The organism is Ferrovibrio sp. (assembly GCF_019636075.1).
GTDB lineage: Bacteria > Pseudomonadota > Alphaproteobacteria > Ferrovibrionales > Ferrovibrionaceae > Ferrovibrio.
Map to the genome: position 1 here is coordinate 31702 of NZ_JAHBYG010000018.1, position 18375 is coordinate 50076.

Here is an 18375-nt window from a genome sequence, read left to right on the forward strand (position 1 = left end):
TGAGCCGCCATGCTGTGGCGCCAGGTTGCCCTGGAGGCGGTGGATAGCACCAACGAGGAGGCCAAGCGGCGGGCCGAGGCCGGCGAGGCGGAAGGCCTTGCCATTACCGCACGCCGCCAGACGGCAGGGCGCGGCCGTCGCGGCCGGCAGTGGGAAAGCCCGGACGGCAACCTGTTCGTTTCCATGCTGCTGCGGCCGAGCCGCCCACCGATGGAAGCCGCCACGCTGTCTTTTCTATCCTGCCTGGCCATGGCCGAGGCAGTGGAGCGCGTGGCGCCGCATTTGGGGCCGGGCCTAGCCTGCAAATGGCCGAACGACCTGTTGCTGAATGGCGCCAAGCTTTGCGGCATCCTGCTGGAATCGCGCAACAAGCCGGGCAATGACGGCATGGGCGGCGGCATCGATTACCTGATCATCGGCATCGGGGTGAATCTGGTTTATCATCCCGCCGATACACCTTACCCGGCCACCGATCTGGCAGCGCATGGCGTGGCGGTTACCCGGGAAGAGTTTCTTGCCGTGCTGCTGGATCGTATCGGCGATTGGTATGATCGCTGGAGCCTGCAAGGTTTTGCACCGGTGCGCGAGGCTTGGCTGAAACGGGCCCAGGGCCTGGGCCAGAAAATTGTAGTGCGGTTGCAGGCCAGCGAACTGCATGGCCGCTTCAAGGCGCTGGATGATACCGGCGCGCTGGTTCTGGAAACCGCCGATGGCGCCACCAGGATCGTTACCGCCGGAGATGTGTTTCCGGCCGCATAGGGAGTGCACGTCATGTTGCTGGCGATCAATGCAAACAACACGAATGTTAAATTCGGGATATTCGACGGTGATCGTATCGTCGGCGAATGGCGCCAGCATACTTCGGCCATGCGCACCGCAGACGAACATGCGGTCTGGCTGTTCCAGCTCATGGCGATGGAAGGCATCGATCCGAAAAGCATCACCGATGCGGTGATTGGCAGCGTGGTGCCGCAGGCCTTGTTCAATCTGCGCCGGCTTTGTACCCGCTATTTCAATTGCACGCCGCTGGTGCTGGGCGAACCCGATGCGGTTTATGGTGTGCAGATCAAGGGGCAGGGGGCTGGTGCGGATCGTATCTGCAACACCGTGGGCGCCAGTATCATGTTTCCCAACACGCCGATGATCGTGGTGGATTTCGGCACCGCCACTACGTTTGACGTGGTGGATGAAGAGGGCAGCTATTGCGGCGGCGTGATCGCGCCGGGCATCAATCTGTCCATCGAGGCGCTGGTGAATGCCACCGCCTTGCTGCCGCGCATCGTGGTGGAAAAGCCATCCATGGTGATCGGCACCAACACGGTTTCCTGCATGCATAGCGGCGTGTTCTGGGGGTATGTGGGCTTGATCGAAGGCATCGTCGCCCGCATCAAGGCCGAATTCGGCAAGCCGATGAAGGTGATTTCCACCGGCGGCCTGGCGCCGGTTTTCGAGGGCGCCACCGATGTGATCGAAACCATCGTGCCCGATATCACCGGCCAGGGCCTGCGCGAAATCTATCGCCGCAGCCGGGGCCGCTAGGATGCCCAGCAGAGTGCCGGGGCGCAAAGACGACAGCCTGTATTTCCTGCCGTTGGGCGGTGCCAACGAGATCGGGATGAACCTGAATCTCTATGGCTATCGCAATCAATGGCTGATGGTGGATCTGGGCACCAGCTTTGCCGATGAAGGCCAGCCGGGCATAGATATGGTGGTGCCCGATACCAGTTGGATTTCGGATCGGCGCGAAGATCTTCTGGGCCTGGTGATCACCCATGCCCATGAGGATCATCTCGGCGCCGTGGCGCATTGCTGGGAAGATCTGGAATGCCCCGTCTGGGCCACCGGCTTTGCCGCATCGGTATTGCGCCGCAAGCTGGCCGAGAAGGGGCTGGAAGATGAAGTGCCGGTGCATATCTACAAGCCGGGCGATACGATCCAGCTTGGGCCATTCAAGATCACCGCCATCGGCATCACTCATTCCACCCCGGAAAGCCAGGCCCTGGCCATCGAAACGCCCCATGGCGTGGTGCTGCATACCGGCGACTGGAAGCTCGATCCCGATCCGGTGCTTGGCCCGGCCAGCGAGATCGAAACCCTGCGCAATCTTGGTGATGCCGGCGTTCTGGCCATGGTCTGCGACAGCACCAATGTGTTCAATCGCGGCCGCTCTGGCTCGGAAGGCGAAGTGCGCGACAGCCTGCTGCAACTGCTGAAGGATCGGCCGGGGCGTATCGCCGTCACCACCTTCGCGTCCAATCTGGCGCGGGTTGATACGTTGCTCGGCGTTGCGCGTGCGCTTAAGCGCCATGTCTGCCTGCTCGGTCGTTCGTTGCATCGCTTCACGGAAGCTGCGCGCGAGAATGGCTATCTGCAGGATGTGCCGGCCTTTGTGGATGAACGCGAGGCCGGCTATTTGCCGCGTGAAAGCGTGATGTACATTTGCACCGGTTGTCAGGGCGAGCCGCGTGGCGCGATGGCGCGCATTGCGTTCGATCAGCATCCGCATGTGGTGCTCAGCCCCGGCGATCTCACGGTGTTTTCCTCCAAGATCATTCCGGGCAACGAGCGCGGCTTGTTTGCCATGCATAACGAGCTGGTGCGGCGCGGCATCGAGGTGATTACCGAGAAAGACGCCTTTGTGCATGTCTCCGGCCATCCCTCGCGCGATGAATTGGCCGAGATGTATGGCCTGGCGCGCCCGCAGATTGCCATTCCTGTGCATGGCGAACCGCGCCATCTGGTGGAGCATGCGCGCTTCGCCCAAAGCCTGCAGGTGCCCCATGGCCTGGTGCCGGCCAATGGCGACATGGTGCGGCTGGCGCCGGGTTTGCCGGAGGTGGTGCAGCAGGTGCCGGCCGGTCGGTTGGCGGTGGATGGCGACGAGTTGATCCCGCTGCAAGGTGGCAGCCTGCAAAGCCGCCGCAAGCAGGCCTTCAACGGCTCGGCGCTGATCTCGCTGGCGGTGGACGAGGCCGGCATCCTGCAGGCGGCGCCGAAGCTGGCCCTGCTGGGTGTGGTGAATGGCGATGTGGATCTCACCGAAGCCGAGATCGCTGCCGAGATTGCCGTGGCCATCGACCGGCTGAAGCCCGGCCGCCAGCGCGATGACGCGGCGCTGCAAGACGCCGCCATCAAGGCGCTACGCCGCAACCTGAAGCCGATCACCGGCCGCAAACCGTTGATCGAAGTGCATATCCTGCGTTTGTGAACACGCTTGTAATGAGCCGGTTTCCGCCTCATATATCTTGGCATAACCGCTAACCCGGGAGCCCGCCCCATGATCGGTCGCCTCAACCATGTCGCTATTGCCGTGCCAGACTTGGCCGCCGCCACCGCCACCTATGCCGCCACGCTTGGCGCCAAGGTTTCGGCCCCGGTGCCGCAGCCCGATCATGGCGTAACGGTGGTGTTCGTCGATCTTGGCAATACCAAGATCGAATTGCTGCATCCGCTGGGTGAGGGTTCGCCCATCGCCAACTTCCTGGCCAAGAATGCCCAGGGCGGCATGCATCATGTCTGCTACGAGGTGGACGACATCATCGCCGCGCGCGACAAGCTGAAGGCCGAAGGGGCGCGCGTGCTGGGCGATGGCGAGCCGAAGATCGGCGCCCATGGCAAGCCCGTGCTGTTTCTGCACCCGAAGGATTTCTGCGGCACGCTGGTGGAACTGGAACAGGTCTGAGGCGGCGTTGTGAACTGGTTCAACAACACGGTCGCTTTTGTCGTCATCTATATGGTGACGCTGTTTTGCGTGCTGCCGATCGGTGTGCGCACGGCGGAAGAGGCGGGTGAGGCGCCGTTGCCCGGCCAGGCCACATCGGCGCCGGCAAACCCGCGCCTGGCCTTCAAATTCCTGCTCACCCTGGCGATTTCGGTTTTGTTGTTCGGCGTCTATTACGCGATAGGATATTTCGATCTATTGGGCTTGTCGGAGCTCTTTGGCCGCAACGCGGTCTAGCTCCACGCCAATGCATGCAATTTAGAAAGCATGCTTACGAGTGATTCTGACAAAAAAATAGGAGCAAGGATGAACCCTGCTCCGTTTCCCGTCTCGCACGGGTAAGTTTAAGCCTCCCCAGACTTGGGCCGCCCGTTTCCAGGCGGTTGCACAGTTTTTATAGCTAATTGCCTTGGTTCTGTCACCGATTATTTTCACAAAGCCCAACAGAATGTTAAGCCAGCCAGGATAAAGTGCAGGAATGCATGCTAAGTCATTGATGCTTATTATCGCGGCAACGCTGCCCATAATCGAGGCAAGGGCACAACCGGCCGCAACCGGCTCGGAATCGGCCGAGTTATCCACAATCGTGGCCATGAGTGCTGTCGATTGCCGTCGATTCCTGGCGACTCGGCCTGCTTCCGCTGCTCCGGTGGAGCATAAGCCGGAGGCCGGCGTGACCTATCAGCCCGGCGTCGATGTAAAAGGCCGCCCGGTGGCGCCGGCTGATCTACAAAACGGCACTTCATCGATATTATCGCAGAATTTCGATTTAGAGCTGAAATTCACCTTGGCCGAATTGCTCGGCCCCCGGGCCGGCGCCTATGCCCAGGGGCGTGCTGGGGCGGCGCAGCTTACCGTCGGTCGGCTGCAATTCGATCCCGCCACCGGCCGGCTCAAGCTGGGCGACGAGCCGGTGCAGGCCCCGGCGCAGGCCGCCGCCGAGGATGCGGTGCTGAAAGCCTGCCGCGCGCATCTGGCGAAACCGCCCAAGCGGTGAGAGGCATGCCTTGCGGCAAGCTGGGCCGGGCCTTAAAAACGCCAGGATTGCCCCGCAAATACATCCAGAGCTTTTCCAAGGAAACCCCATGCGTCTGAGCCGCTATTTCCTGCCCGTGCTGAAGGAGAATCCCACCGAGGCGCAGATCGTCAGCCACCGGCTGATGCTGCGTGCCGGCATGATCCGCCAGACCGCCGCCGGCATCTATTCCTGGCTGCCGCTGGGCCATCGGGTGCTGAAGAAGATCGACCAGATCGTGCGCGAGGAGCAGGATGCCGCCGGCGCACAGGAAATGCTGATGCCCACCATCCAGCCTGCCGAGCTGTGGCAGAAGAGCGGCCGCTACGACGATTACGGCAAGGAGATGCTGCGCATCACCGACCGCCACGAGCGGCCGATGCTGTATGGCCCCACCAACGAGGAAATGCTCACCGATATCGTGCGGGCCGATATCAAGAGCTATCGTGAGCTGCCGAAAATCCTTTACCACATCCAGTGGAAATTCCGCGACGAAGTGCGTCCGCGTTTCGGCGTGATGCGCGGGCGTGAATTCCTGATGAAGGATGCCTATTCCTTCGATATCGACCAGGCCGGGGCGCGCCGCGCCTATAACCGCATGTTCGTGGCTTACTTACGCACCTTCGCCCGGCTGGGCCTGAAGGCGATACCCATGCAGGCCGATACCGGCCCGATCGGCGGCGACCTGAGCCACGAATTCATCGTGCTGGCCGAAACCGGCGAAAGCGGCGTGTTCTGCGACAAGGCGTTGATCGAGCGCGACGTGCTGGGCCAGGGCGTGGATTACGATGCCGATCTGCAGCCCATCGTGGATAGCTGGACCGCGCCTTACGCGGCCACCGAGGAAAAGCACGATGTCGCCCGCTTCGAGGCGCTGCCCCAAGAGCGCCAGGTGGCGGCGCGCGGCATCGAAGTGGGCCATATCTTCTATTTCGGCACCAAATATTCCAAGCCCATGGGCGCGGTGGTGCAGGGGCCGAATGGCGACCAGATCACGCTGGAAATGGGGTCTTACGGCATCGGCGTATCGCGCCTGGTGGGCGCGATCATCGAGGCGAGCCATGATGACGCCGGCATCAAATGGCCGCTCTCGGTGGCGCCTTATCATGTGGGCCTGATCAACCTGAAGGCCGGCGATGCCGATTGCGAAAAGGCTTGCGACGATCTCTATGCCCGCCTGAAGGCCGCCGGCGTGGATGTGCTGTATGATGACCGCGACGAACGTGCCGGCGCCAAATTCGCCACCATGGATCTGATCGGCTTGCCGTTCCAACTCACCATCGGGCCGCGCGGCGTGAAGACCGGCATGGCCGAGGTGAAGGACCGCATGACCGGCGCCAAGGAGGAAATCCCGCTGGACGCCGCTTTCAACAAGATCGTTGCCGCCGTTAAAGGATAAGCCGATGCCTTTTGCCGCCTTTGAGTGGATGCTGGCCCTGCGCTATCTGCGCGCCCGGCGGCAGGAGGGCTTCATCTCGGTGATCGCGGTGTTCAGCCTGCTCGGCATCATGCTGGGCGTGGCCACCCTGATCATCGTGATGAGCGTGATGAACGGATTCCGCGCCGAATTGCTGGGCCGCATCCTGGGCCTGAATGGCCATATCATGATCCAGTCTGAACGCTATGCCACCATGAACGATTACGATCGCGTGGTGAGCATTGTGGCCGGCCTGCCCCATGTGAAACAGGCCAATCCGATGATCGAGGGCCAGGTGATGGTGACCGCTAATGGCGGTGCCACCGGCGCCATGGTGCGCGGGTTGCGCCAGGCCGATCTGGCGCGCGAAACCAGCATCGCCAAGGGTATGCGCGAGGGCTCGCTGCAGGATTTCGAGGGCGATGATGCGGTGGTGATCGGCCATCGCATGGCGCGCAAACTGGGCCTCAATCTCGGCGACAAGGTAACGCTGATCTCGCCGCAAAGCACTGCCACGCCTTTTGGCAGCGTGCCGCGCAGCCGCGCTTATACGATTGTCGGCATTTTCGATGTGGGCATGTTCGAATACGATTCAGGCTTCGTCTTCATGCCGTTTGAGGCTGCGCAGATCTACTTCCGCCTCGGCGACCAGGCCCATGCGGTGGAAGTGCGGCTGGATAACCCGGATGTGGCGCGCCGCGTGGGCACCGAGTTGATCCAGAAACTGGGGCGAGACTACCGTTTCTACGATTGGCAGCAGGCCAATCAGCATTTCTTCAATGCGCTGCAGGTGGAACGCAATGTGATGTTCCTGATCCTCACGCTGATCATCATCGTGGCGGCCTTCAACATCATTTCCAGCATGATCATGCTGGTGAAGGATAAGGGCCGCGATATCGCCATTCTGCGCACCATGGGCGCATCGCGCGGGGCGATCATGCGGGTTTTTGTGCTTGCCGGTGCCAGCGTGGGCGTGATCGGCACGGCGCTGGGCTTTGCGCTTGGGCTGGCTTTCTCGCTGAATATCGAAGGCATCCGCCAAGTGATCCAGAAACTGATCGGCACGGATTTGTTTGCCGCCGAGATCTACTTCCTCTCGCGGCTGCCGGCCAAGGTGGAATCCGCCGAGGTGGTGGCTGTGGTGATCATGGGATTGCTGCTGTCCTTCCTCGCTACGCTCTATCCGTCCTGGCGTGCCGCCCGCCTCGATCCGGTGGAGGCGCTGCGTTATGAGTGATCGGGTTATGAGCGACGCGCTGCTGCTGGATGGCGTGCATCGCCGTTTCCGTCAGGCTGGCGAGGAATTGCATATCCTGCGCGGCGTGGACCTGGCGGTGCGGCCGGGAGAGATCGTGGCTTTGCTGGGCCCCTCCGGCTCGGGCAAGTCCACCTTGCTGCATACGGCCGGCCTGCTGGAGCGCGCCGATGGCGGTCGCGTGCTGGTGGGCGGCGAAGATTGCAGCCGGATGAGCGATGCGCAGCGCACATTGACGCGCCGCCACCGCATCGGCTTCGTTTATCAGTATCATCATCTGCTGCCGGAATTCTCGGCTATCGAGAATGCCGCCATGCCCTTGCGCATCCGCGGCCTGTCGCGTGGCGAGGCGCAGGAACAAGCCCGCGTGGTGCTGGAAAGCCTCGGCCTCGGCCATCGCCTGAGCCACCGGCCGGCGCGGCTATCGGGCGGCGAGCAGCAGCGCGTGGCGATTGCCCGTGCGGTGGTGGGGCGCCCCAGCCTGCTGCTGGCCGATGAGCCGACCGGCAATCTGGATGAGAAGGCCGCCGAGGCCGCTTTTCAGGAATTGCTGCGTCTGGTGCGCGAGGCCGGCATCGGCGCGCTGATCGCCACTCATAACCTGGCCCTGGCCCGGCGTATGGATCGCGTGGTCAGCCTGCATGAAGGATTGCTGCGGGCCGCTTAAGCCGGCCTGCGCGCGAACCATTCTTCACGCGTCTGGCCCCATACATCGATTTCACGGTCGACCGGCGGCGGCAGCTTGGCCTGGCGCAGGATGCGCGAGCCCAGCCGCTTTGCCACCTGCTGCGAGGCGGCATTTTCCGGCGCGATGGAATGGATCACCTCGGTCCAGCCCAGATGGGCGAAGGCCCAGTCGGTGGCGGCTGTCGCGCCTTCGGTGGCATAGCCCTTGCCCCAGGCATCACGGGTGAGGGCCCAGCCGATCTCGGTGCCGGGCCAGCCATCGGGCTGCCAGGGGCCGAGCCGGCCGATCCATTTGCCGCTGGATTTCTCGATCACCGAGAACATGCCGAAGCCCATCAGCGCCCAGGAGCCGGCCATGATGCAGATGGTGCGCCATGCCACCGGCTTGGGCTGCACGCCGCCGAGATGTAACTGCACCTCGGGATCGGCCATCGAGGCCGCCCAGGGCTCGAAATCCTGCCATTCGGTGGGTCGCAGCAGCAGGCGTTCGGTTTCGATGTAGTTGGTCATAGGAATCTCCAGCATGGCGGCGGCAGACTATCCGCAAGCCCTGTGCGGGCAAAGCGCCACAATCAATAGAGCGGTTTTCCGCTTCGTTCGCCTAAGCCTGGGATTCGTCCGCGCCTGTTCCGAATCGGGTCTGGAATCAGGGATGTAAAAAGCCGACTCGGCACAAAAGCTGGTAGCGCGTTCCCGAATCGGACAGGCCGATCTGGGATTCGCCCCATGCCCGTTCTGGCATCCGGCGGCTAGGCAGCGTATCTTCTGGCTGAGAACAGGAACCGATCATCATGCCGCATGCCGATTTCGTCCATCTGCGCGTTCACACTGCCTATTCGCTCACCGAAGGGGCGATCCGGGTGGAGAAACTGGCGGAGCTTTGCGCCAAGCACCGCATGCCGGCAGTGGCGATCACCGATACCAACAATCTGTTCGGTGCGCTGGAGATTTCCAAGGCGCTGGCCGGCAAGGGCGTGCAGCCGATCATCGGCTGTCAGTTGAACATCTCGCGGCTGGATCAGGCCAGCGGCGGCTTCGGCGCCAAGAATCTGAAAAAGCCCGATCCCGACAAGCTGGTGCTGCTGGCGCAGAACAAGGCCGGCTATGCCAACCTGATGCGGCTATCCAGCAAGGCCTATCTGGATGTGCCGCCGGGCGAGGCGCCGCAAGTGGGCTGGGAGGATCTGGAGCGCTGGAATGAGGGGCTGATCTGCCTGGGCGGCGGTTTGCATGGGCCGATGGGCCGGTTGCTGGCCGATGGGCAGGTGGAAGCGGCGCGCCAGCCGCTGGACCGCCTGATGGCGATCTTCCCGGGCCGGCTCTATATCGAATTGCAGCGTCATGGCTGGGCCGCCGAAACGCGGGCCGAGCCCGGCCTGCTGGATTTTGCCTATGAGCATGATCTGCCGTTGGTGGCTACCAACGATTGCTATTTCGCCGATGCCGATATGTACGAGGCGCATGATGCGCTGCTCTGCATTGCCGAGGGCGCCTATATCACCCAGACCGCGCGCCGCAAGGTGACGCCCGAGCATCGCTTCAAATCGGCGGAAGAGATGCGCATGCTGTTTGCCGATCTGCCCGAGGCGATCGACAACACCCTGGTGATTGCCCGCCGCTGTGCCGTGAAGGCAGAGGAGCACAACCCGATCCTGCCGAGCTTTGGCGAATCCGGCAGCGAAGACGAGCCCGCCGCCTTGCGCCGCATGGCCAGTGCGGGGCTGGAAAAGCGATTGCAGGATGCCGGCATCACTGGCGATGCCGCCAAGCCCTATTGGGATCGGCTTGAATTCGAATGCCAGACTATCATCAACATGAAGTTTCCCGGCTATTTCCTGATCGTGGCCGACTTCATCCAATGGGCCAAGGCCAATGGCGTGGCGGTGGGGCCGGGGCGCGGCTCGGGCGCCGGCTCGGTGGTGGCCTGGGCGCTCACCATCACCGATCTCGATCCACTGCGTTTCGGCCTGCTGTTCGAGCGCTTCCTGAATCCCGAACGCGTATCGATGCCTGACTTCGATATCGATTTCTGCCAGGAACGCCGCGACCAGGTGATTACCTATGTGCAGCGGAAATACGGCGCCGAGAATGTGGCGCAGATCATCACCTTCGGCAAATTGCAGGCCCGCGCAGCGCTGCGCGATGTGGGCCGCGTGCTGCAATTGCCGCTGGGCCAGGTGGATCGCATCTGCAAGCTGGTGCCCAACAATCCGGCCAATCCGGTAACGCTGGACAAGGCGATCCTGCAGGAACCCCGCCTGCGCGAGGAGCGCGACCGCGACGAAGCCGTGAAGCGCATGATCGACGTGGCGTTGAAGCTTGAAGGGCTTTACCGCAACGCTTCCACCCATGCAGCCGGCGTGGTGATTGCCGACCGGCCGCTGGTGGAGCTGGTGCCGCTCTATCGCGATCCGCATGCCAGCATGCCGGCTACGCAGTTTTCGATGAAATACGCCGAAGCCGCCGGCCTGGTGAAGTTCGACTTCCTCGGCCTGAAAACTCTCGACGTGCTGGAAAAAGCCGTTGAGTTGATCAAGAAGCGCGGCGTGGAGATCGATCTGGCACGCATTCCCCTGGAGGATAAACCTACCTTCGACCTGCTTGGGCGTGGCGATGCGGTGGGGGTGTTCCAGTTTGAAGGCAGCGGCATGCGCGACATGCTGCGACAGATGAAACCCGATGCCTTCGAGGATCTGATCGCGTTGGTGGCATTGTATCGTCCGGGTCCGATGGACATGATTCCATCCTACATCGCGCGTAAACAGGGCCGCGAGGATCCCGATTACATGCATCCGTCGCTCAAGCCGGTGCTTGAGGAAACCTACGGCGTCATCATCTACCAGGAACAGGTGATGGAAATCGCCAAGGTGTTGGCTGGCTATTCGTTGGGCGATGCCGATCTGTTGCGCCGGGCGATGGGCAAGAAGATCAAGGCCGAAATGGATGCGCAGAAGGAGCGCTTCGCCAAGGGCGCCAAGGAGCGTGGCGTCGATCCGGGCCTAGCCGCGGAAATCTTCGAGCGGGTGGAAAAATTCGCCGGTTACGGCTTCAACAAAAGCCACGCGGCAGCTTATGCCTTGGTGGCCTGGCAGACGGCCTACCTCAAAGCGAATTACCCGGTGGAATTCATCGCCGCTTCGATGACGATGGATATTTCCAACACCGATAAGCTGAATGTGTTCCGGCAGGAATGCGCGCGCCAGAATATTCCGCTTCTGCCGCCGGATGTGAACAAGTCGCAGGTGGAATTCGACGTGGAGCAGCGCGATGGCAAGGGCGCCATCCGCTATGCCTTGGCGGCCGTGAAGAATGTGGGCGCGGCGGCGATGGCGCAGATCGTGGCCGAGCGTGTGCGCAACGGGCCGTTCAGCACGCTGTTCGAAATGGCCAGCCGGGTGGAGCCATCGGCGCTGAACAAGCGCATGCTGGAGAACCTTGCCAAGGCAGGTGCCTTCGATGGCATGGAGAAAAATCGCGCCAAAACCGTGGGCGGACTGGATATGCTGATCCGCCATGCCCAGGTGAAGGCCGAAGAGCGCGCCAGCAATCAGGTTTCGATGTTCGGCGGCGGCGGCCCAGCCAGCGAGCGACTGCCCAAATTGCCGGATAACGCGATCTGGACTTCGATGGAGCAACTGGCCAAGGAATTCGAGGCCATCGGCTTTTATCTTTCGGCGCATCCGCTGGATGCCTATCAGGCGTCGCTCAATCGCGTGGGCGTGAAGCGCTATACCGAAATGATGCGGGCGCTGAATAGCGGCGACCAGATATTCAAGCTGGCCGGCACGGTGATTTCGCGCCAGGAACGCACGTCGCAGAAGGGCAACCGCTTTGCTTTCGTAAGCTGCTCGGATGCCTCGGGTATGTATGAAGTGACGGTTTTTTCCGAATTGCTCGGGCAGCATCGGGATTGGCTGGAGGCCGGGCGCAATGTGGTGTGGACCATGGCTGCGCGGCTTGAAGGCGAACAGCCGCGCCTAACGGCGCAGAAACTGGAATTGCTCGATGATGTGGCAGCCCGCGCGGCTGCCGGCATCCTGATCAATCTCGACAAGACCGATGCGCTGCCCAGGATCGCGGATTTGCTGAACCAGGCCGCCGGCAAGGGCAAGGGCATGATCCGCATCGGCTGCCGGGTGGAAGCTTCCGGCGACCAGGCCGAGATGCTGCTGGAAAAACGCTTTGCCGTCACGCCGCAATTGCGCGACCAGTTGCTGGTGCTGCCGGGTGTGCTTGAAGTGCGCGATATCTGAGGAATGATGCCGTGAATGCTGTCCAGCCCAATATGACGCCCCGGGCCATAAACCGCCTCGACTACCGCACGCCGGATTACCGGATCGATAAGGTGGCGCTGGAATTCGATCTCGAGCCGCGCGCCACCCGGGTGGTTGCCAAGCTGGATATTCGCGCCGAACGGCCTGGCGCCCTGGTGCTGGATGGCGAGGCGCTGAAGCTGGTTTCGCTGTCCATCGATGGCCGGCCGTTGTCGCAGAGCGATTATGTGGTGGATGAGAAATCGCTCACCATCCATGCGCCGCCGCAGAAATTCACTTTGCGGATCGAGACCGAGATAGATCCCGAGGGCAATACGCACTTATCCGGCCTGTATCGTTCGAGCGGCAATTACTGCACGCAATGCGAGGCGCAAGGTTTTCGCCGCATCACGTATTTCCTGGATCGCCCCGATGTGATGGCAACCTATCTGGTGACCCTGCGGGCCGATCCCAAGGCCTGCCCGGTTTTGCTGAGCAACGGCAATCCGCAGGAAGAGGGCACGCTTGCCGATGGCCGGCATTACAAGGTGTGGCACGATCCCTATCCGAAGCCGAGCTATCTGTTTGCCCTGGTGGCCGGCGATCTGGCCGTGCTGGAAGATGACTTCACCACCCAGGGCGGCCGCGAGGTGAAGCTGCGGATTTATACCGAACATGGCAAATCCGAACGGGCGGGTTATGCCATGGATGCGTTGAAGCGCTCGATGCGCTGGGACGAGACGCGCTTCGGCCTGGAATACGATCTCGATCTTTTCAATATCGTGGCGGTGAGCGACTTCAACATGGGGGCGATGGAGAACAAGTCGCTCAACGTGTTCAACGACCGCTATATCCTGGCCGATCCGCAAACCGCGACCGATGCCGATTACGCCGCCATCGAGGCGGTGGTGGCGCATGAATATTTCCATAACTGGACCGGAAACCGCATCACCTGCCGGGATTGGTTCCAGCTCAGCCTGAAGGAAGGCCTGACGGTTTTCCGTGATCAGGAATTTTCATCCGACATGCGTTCGCGGCCGGTGAAACGCATTCAGGATGTGCGCAATCTGCGGGCTCGGCAATTCCCCGAGGATGCCGGCCCGCTGGCGCATCCGATCCGTCCGGATTCCTATATCGCCATCGACAATTTCTATACCGCCACGGTGTATGAAAAGGGCTCTGAAGTCATCCGCATGATGCACACCCTGCTGGGTGAGGATGGTTTCCAGAAAGGCATGAAGCTTTACGTGGAGCGCCATGACGGCGAAGCCGCCACCTGCGACCAGTTCGTGGCCGCCATGGCGGATGCCAATGGCTACGACATGGAGCAGTTCAAGCTGTGGTATAGCCAGGCCGGCACGCCGTCGCTGAACATCAGCGGCAGATACGATGCCGGCAGCGGCAGCTATGAATTGAGCGTGATCCAGCATTGCCCGCCCACGCCCGGCCAGCCGGACAAGCAGCCGATGCATATTCCGCTGCATGTCGGTCTACTGGATGCGCAGGGCCAGGATATTCCGCTGCGCTTGGAGGGCGAGGCAACGGCGATGCCCGGTCGCGTGCTGTCGGTGAAGCAACCGCAGCAGACATTCAGATTCATCGGGTTGCCTGAGCCGCGTGCATTGTCGCTCAACCGTGGCTTTTCGGCGCCGGTGAATATCAAGGCCGAGATCGGCGGCGCCGAGCGCGCTTTTTTGATGGCTCATGATTCAGATGCCTTCGCGCGTTGGGAAGCGGGGCAGCAATATGCTACCGACCTGCTGCTGTGCCGCGTGAATAACGGCGCCGGTTTCGATGCAGATTTTATCGATGCCATCGGTCTGATCCTGCGCGACGACAGCCTGGAGCCGGCCTTCGCGGCCGAAGCCATTGCTTTGCCTTCGGAGGATTACATCGCCGATCAGATGCCGGTGATGGATGCCGAGGCCGTGCATCTGGCCCGCCGCGCGCTGCGCCGACAGGTCGCCGAGGCGCATAAGGCAAGCCTGCTGCGGATCTATGATGGCGCAAGCGGCAGCGATGCCTATAGCCCGGATGCGGAGCAGGCCGGCAACCGCGCGCTGAAGAATGCCGCGCTGTCTTATCTTTCGGAACTTGCAGCGGAAGATGCCGGCATCCTGGCGCGTATCGATGGCCAATATGCCAAGGCCGACAATATGACCGACCGTATGGCGGCATTGCGGCTGCTGGTTGATTTGGATGTGCCTGAGCGCGCCGCAGCTTTGGCGGATTTCCATGACCGCTTCAAGGATGATGCCCTGGTGCTGGATAAATGGCTTTCGCTGCAGGCGATCTCGGCCTTGCCCGATACGCTGGAGCGTGTGAAGGCATTGCTGTCGCATCCGGCATTTTCCATGCGCAAGCCCAACAAGGTGCGGGCGCTGGTGGGCGGTTTTTGCATGAATGCGTTGCGCTATCATGCCGCCGATGGCACGGGTTATGCTTTCCATGCCGATCGGATCATCGAACTCGATCCGCTCAACCCGCAGGTGGCGGCGCGGCTGCTGGCCCCGCTGGGCCGCTGGCGGCGGGTGGATACCGCGCGGCAGGCCAGGATGAAGGCCGAGCTTGGGCGGATATTGTCGGTGCCTAAGCTTTCGCCTGAGACTTACGAGATCGCTTCCAAGTCGCTGAGCGGTTAAACTCTGTAGGCGCGCAAGAAGGTATCCACCGCGCGCTCGATGCGTTTGTGCATGGCGGCCTCCGATAGCGGCGGCATCAGGCCGAGCGTGCGACGCATGGCGATGGTACCGATCATCATGCCGATCAGATGATCGGCGGCTTCGGCGGGATCTTCGATCCGCAGATTCGCCGCAGGCGCCGACTTGCGCAGGAAATCGGCCAAGCGTTGGCGGTTGATCGCGGGTCCGTTGGCAAAGAAGGTGGCCACCATCTCGGGGAAGGCCTGGGCGGATGAGATCAACATGCGCTGCATGCCGATCGACCGGTCCGACTGGATCACCGCCAGGTAGTTCTCGCCGAAACGGATCAGCACATCGCGTGGCTCTGCATCGGCCGGCAAATCGCGCAGCGGTGCCGCGATGGTTTCGGCGCCCTGGCTGACAATAGCTGCAAAAAGTTCATCCTTGGAGGCGAACAGATTGTAGATGGTTTGGCGTGCCACCCCGGCTTCGCGGGCTATCGCATCCAGGCCGATGCCATAGCCCAGTTCGTAGAACAGCTTGCGCGCCACGGTGAGGATGGCGTCTCGCTTGGCCGGATCGGCCGGCCTGCCGCGGCCTGGCTTCGTGGCAGATTTGTTGCTCAATGCCCGCCTCCGCTGCCGGCTTGAGGGATCGGCCGCCTGGCCAGCATCACCGCGGCTGCGGCACAGGCGAATAGTATGGCCATCAGATAGAAGCAATCGGCAAACGACATGATGCTGGCTTGTTGCTGAATTTTTGCCCCCAGCAATCTGGCAGCCATCATTGTTTCGTCGGTTTGCAGCCGTTCCGCAAGGGATGTGGCGATACCATCGATATAGGCCTGCACTTCAGGCCGGCCGGGATTGATCGCCTCGATCAACCGGTTCCAGTGCAATGCATTGCGCTCGATCAGCACGGTATTGATGGCCGCCAGGCCGAAGGCGCCGCCGAGATTGCGGGTGAGGTTGTACAGCCCGCTGGCATTCTTCAATTCTTGCGGCGGCAGGGTGCCCAGCGCAATGGCATTGATCGGCACCATGCACAGCATCAGTCCCGCACCGCGCATGATCTGCGGCAGCAGCAATTCGTTGAACTGCCAGTCGCCGGTAATATTGGCCATGCCATAGGTGGAGGCGGCCATAAGGGCCAGGCCGAACAGCAACACCTTGCGTGGGTCGGTGTTGCGGGCCAGATAGCCGGCCAGCGGTGCGATCAGGAATTGCGCCAAGCCGGTTACGAACATGATCTCGCCGATCTGCAGGCTGTTCAATCCACGCACCCGGGCCAGGAAAAGCGGCAGCAGGTAGACCAGGCCATACAGCCCGATACCCATGGTGAAGCTGAAGGCGCAGCCCACCGCGAAATTGCGGTTGGCGAAAGCCTTCAGGTCCACAGCGGGGTTTTTATGCGTGATACTGCGCCAGAAAAACACCACGCCGCCAATGGTGCAGGCTATGGCGAAATTGCGGATAGCAGGCTCTGCCAGCCAATCCTTGCGCGGGCCTTCCTCGATCACATATTCCAGGCTGCCGAGAAAAACCGCCATGGCGGCCAGGCCGATATAATCGAAGCCGCGCAACAGGCCCAGATTGGGTTTATCGATATCCAGGAAGGTCCACACCACCACGCAAACCACGATGCCGGGCACCACGTTGATCAGGAACAGCCAATGCCACGACATCCATTGCGTGAGATAGCCGCCCAGGGTGGGGCCGATGGTGGGGGCCAGCGTGGCGATCAGGCCGATGGTGACCGAGGCGACGGCGCGTTTGCGCGGCGGAAACATGATGAACACGGTGGCAAACACCGTGGGGATCATGGCGCCGCCCAGAAAACCCTGCAGGGCGCGCATCACGATCATGCTTTCCAGGCTGTTCGACATGGCACAGCCAACTGATGCCAATGTGAAGCTGAGCGCCGATATGGTGAATAGAATGCGCGTGGACAGCAGGCGCGACAGATAGCCCGAAAACGGAATCATGATCACTTCGGCGATCAGGTAGGAGGTTTGCACCCAGCTGATTTCATCCGCCGAAGCCGAAAGGCCGGCCTGGATTTCATTGATCGAGGATGAAACGATCTGAATATCCAGAATGGCCATGAACATGCCCAGCACCATGGCGAGATAGCCGATATACAGCCCGGGGCTGAGTTTCGGCTCATCTGCTGCCTGGCCCACCGTAGCGGAACCCTGGCCGGCGACCGCAGAGGGCTGAACGGCGGTGCTGCTCATGATGCGTTACTCGGGCCTGGCGCGGCGATCTATCTCCACCAGCACAGACATGCCGGGCACCAGAGTATCGACCGGATTGCCGGCCGCCTTGTCGATCACCAGTTTCACCGGCACGCGCTGCACGATCTTGGTGAAATTGCCGGTGGCGTTATCGGGCGGCAGCAGGCTGAATTTCGCGCCGCTGGCCGGCGCCAGGCTGTCGATATGCGCTTGCAGCACCTGGCCCGGATAAGCATCCACCTTGATCTGCGCCTTCTGGCCCGGCCGCAAATCCCGCAACTGGGTTTCCTTGAAATTGGCCACCACATAGGCCTCTTGCAACGGCACGATCACCATCAACTGCACGCCGGGGCGTACATATTGTCCTAGCTGGGCGGTGCGGTTGCCCACCACGCCGTCGATGGGCGCACGCACCACGGTGTTTTCCAGATCCAGCTTCACCATTGCCACTTCGGCTTCGGCCTGGGCGATCATTGCCATGGCCTGTTCGCGGTTGGCCTGCAACACGGCAATCTGGCTGCGCTGCACGGAACGACCGGCTTCGGCGCGTTCGAGGGCGGCCTTGGCCTTACGCTGGTCGGTCTGCGCGGTTTCCAGCTTCTGGGTCGACACATATTGACCGCTGGCAAGCTGATTATAGCGCCGCAGATCGTCGTCGGTGCGGGTGAGATCGGCGCGGCTGGAACGCAGGCTTGCCTCGGCTTCGGCGATGCTGGCCTGCTGGGTGTTCAACTGGCGATCCACGATATCCATTGCGGCGCGGCGCGTGGCGAGCAGCGCTTCGGCCTGGGCCAACTTGGCGCGGTAATCGGCGTCGTCGATACGGAACAGCACATCGCCGGCCTTGACCCGGCGGTTTTCCGCGGCTTCCAGGCTTTGCAGGTAACCGCTGATCTTGGAGGAGATCACGCTCATATCGGCTGCCACGTAGGCATTGTCGGTGCTTTCGATGAAGCGGCCATGGCTCCACCATTGCCAACCGAAATGGCCAGCCGTGCCCAGCAGTGCCAGGGCGAACAGGGACAGAATGATTTTTTTCTTCATGGGGAGATTCCGAGACTGTCAGGCGCCTTGTCTATAATTATTGTACAGTATTGTCTATAAAATAATGGCGGCTTTGTGGCGCCCGTTACAAAAAAAGAAAGTGCA

15 protein-coding genes are annotated in these 18375 nt (G+C 61.7%); 11 read left to right on the forward strand and 4 right to left on the reverse strand.

All coding sequences use genetic code 11. From position 1 onward, the window contains the following. The first annotated feature begins 9 nt into the window (after positions 1-9). The 9 genes from KF827_RS09595 to KF827_RS09635 all read left to right on the forward strand — a co-directional run bounded on the left by KF827_RS09595 (position 10) and on the right by KF827_RS09635 (position 8075). Positions 10-759, forward strand: coding sequence for a biotin--[acetyl-CoA-carboxylase] ligase (locus KF827_RS09595; RefSeq protein WP_291004054.1), 750 nt, complete (start codon positions 10-12; stop codon positions 757-759). Positions 760-771: 12 nt separating this feature from the next. Next, positions 772-1539, forward strand: a complete 768-nt coding sequence (locus KF827_RS09600) for a type III pantothenate kinase (protein WP_291004057.1) — start codon at positions 772-774, stop codon at positions 1537-1539. A 13-nt stretch (positions 1540-1552) separates the two neighbouring features. Next, on the forward strand, positions 1553-3208 hold the full coding sequence (locus tag KF827_RS09605) for a ribonuclease J (protein ID WP_367273131.1): 1656 nt from the start codon (positions 1553-1555) through the stop codon (positions 3206-3208). Positions 3209-3277: 69 nt separating this feature from the next. Next, positions 3278-3682 carry a methylmalonyl-CoA epimerase gene (gene mce, locus KF827_RS09610; RefSeq protein ID WP_291004063.1) on the forward strand — a complete coding sequence of 135 codons (405 nt, stop codon included), beginning with the start codon at positions 3278-3280 and terminating at the stop codon, positions 3680-3682. A gap of 9 nt (positions 3683-3691) precedes the next feature. Continuing rightward, the gene (locus KF827_RS09615) at positions 3692-3958 is read left to right on the forward strand and encodes a DUF1467 family protein (RefSeq protein WP_291004066.1); all 267 of its coding nucleotides are present in this window, start codon (positions 3692-3694) and stop codon (positions 3956-3958) included. Positions 3959-4394: 436 nt separating this feature from the next. Continuing rightward, positions 4395-4718, forward strand: a complete 324-nt coding sequence (locus KF827_RS09620; RefSeq protein WP_291004069.1) for a hypothetical protein — start codon at positions 4395-4397, stop codon at positions 4716-4718. Between the two features lie 88 nt (positions 4719-4806). Then, positions 4807-6135, forward strand: coding sequence for a proline--tRNA ligase (gene proS, locus KF827_RS09625; protein ID WP_291004072.1), 1329 nt, complete (start codon positions 4807-4809; stop codon positions 6133-6135). A gap of 4 nt (positions 6136-6139) precedes the next feature. Then, positions 6140-7390, forward strand: coding sequence for a lipoprotein-releasing ABC transporter permease subunit (locus KF827_RS09630; protein WP_291004074.1), 1251 nt, complete (start codon positions 6140-6142; stop codon positions 7388-7390). A 7-nt stretch (positions 7391-7397) separates the two neighbouring features. Further along, complete coding sequence (locus tag KF827_RS09635) at positions 7398-8075, forward strand: ABC transporter ATP-binding protein (protein ID WP_291004137.1); 678 nt, start codon at positions 7398-7400, stop codon at positions 8073-8075. Here KF827_RS09635 and KF827_RS09640 read toward each other — a convergent pair. Further along, the gene (locus tag KF827_RS09640) at positions 8072-8605 is read right to left on the reverse strand and encodes a GNAT family N-acetyltransferase (RefSeq protein ID WP_291004077.1); all 534 of its coding nucleotides are present in this window, start codon (positions 8603-8605) and stop codon (positions 8072-8074) included. The two genes, KF827_RS09635 and KF827_RS09640, sit on opposite strands and share 4 nt — an antisense overlap. A gap of 281 nt (positions 8606-8886) precedes the next feature. On the opposite strand from KF827_RS09640, the gene dnaE reads away from it, so the two are divergent. Together dnaE and pepN are read left to right on the forward strand one after the other, a co-directional pair. Next, positions 8887-12348, forward strand: coding sequence for a DNA polymerase III subunit alpha (dnaE, locus tag KF827_RS09645; protein ID WP_291004080.1), 3462 nt, complete (start codon positions 8887-8889; stop codon positions 12346-12348). 11 nt (positions 12349-12359) lie between these two features. Beyond that, positions 12360-14990: an aminopeptidase N gene (gene pepN / locus KF827_RS09650; RefSeq protein WP_367273132.1), complete on the forward strand. Its 2631-nt coding sequence runs from the start codon at positions 12360-12362 to the stop codon at positions 14988-14990. Here pepN and KF827_RS09655 read toward each other — a convergent pair. The 3 genes from KF827_RS09655 to KF827_RS09665 are packed head-to-tail and all read right to left on the reverse strand — an operon-like array spanning position 14987 to position 18270. After that, positions 14987-15616 (reverse strand): TetR/AcrR family transcriptional regulator, encoded by a 630-nt coding sequence (locus tag KF827_RS09655; protein WP_291004083.1) that lies wholly within the window; start codon positions 15614-15616, stop codon positions 14987-14989. The two genes, pepN and KF827_RS09655, sit on opposite strands and share 4 nt — an antisense overlap. Beyond that, the gene (locus KF827_RS09660; protein WP_291004086.1) at positions 15613-17226 is read right to left on the reverse strand and encodes a DHA2 family efflux MFS transporter permease subunit; all 1614 of its coding nucleotides are present in this window, start codon (positions 17224-17226) and stop codon (positions 15613-15615) included. The genes KF827_RS09655 and KF827_RS09660 overlap by 4 nt, the downstream gene beginning before the upstream one ends. A gap of 6 nt (positions 17227-17232) precedes the next feature. Next, positions 17233-18270: an HlyD family secretion protein gene (locus tag KF827_RS09665; protein WP_291004089.1), complete on the reverse strand. Its 1038-nt coding sequence runs from the start codon at positions 18268-18270 to the stop codon at positions 17233-17235. Between the last annotated feature and the right edge of the window lie 105 nt (positions 18271-18375).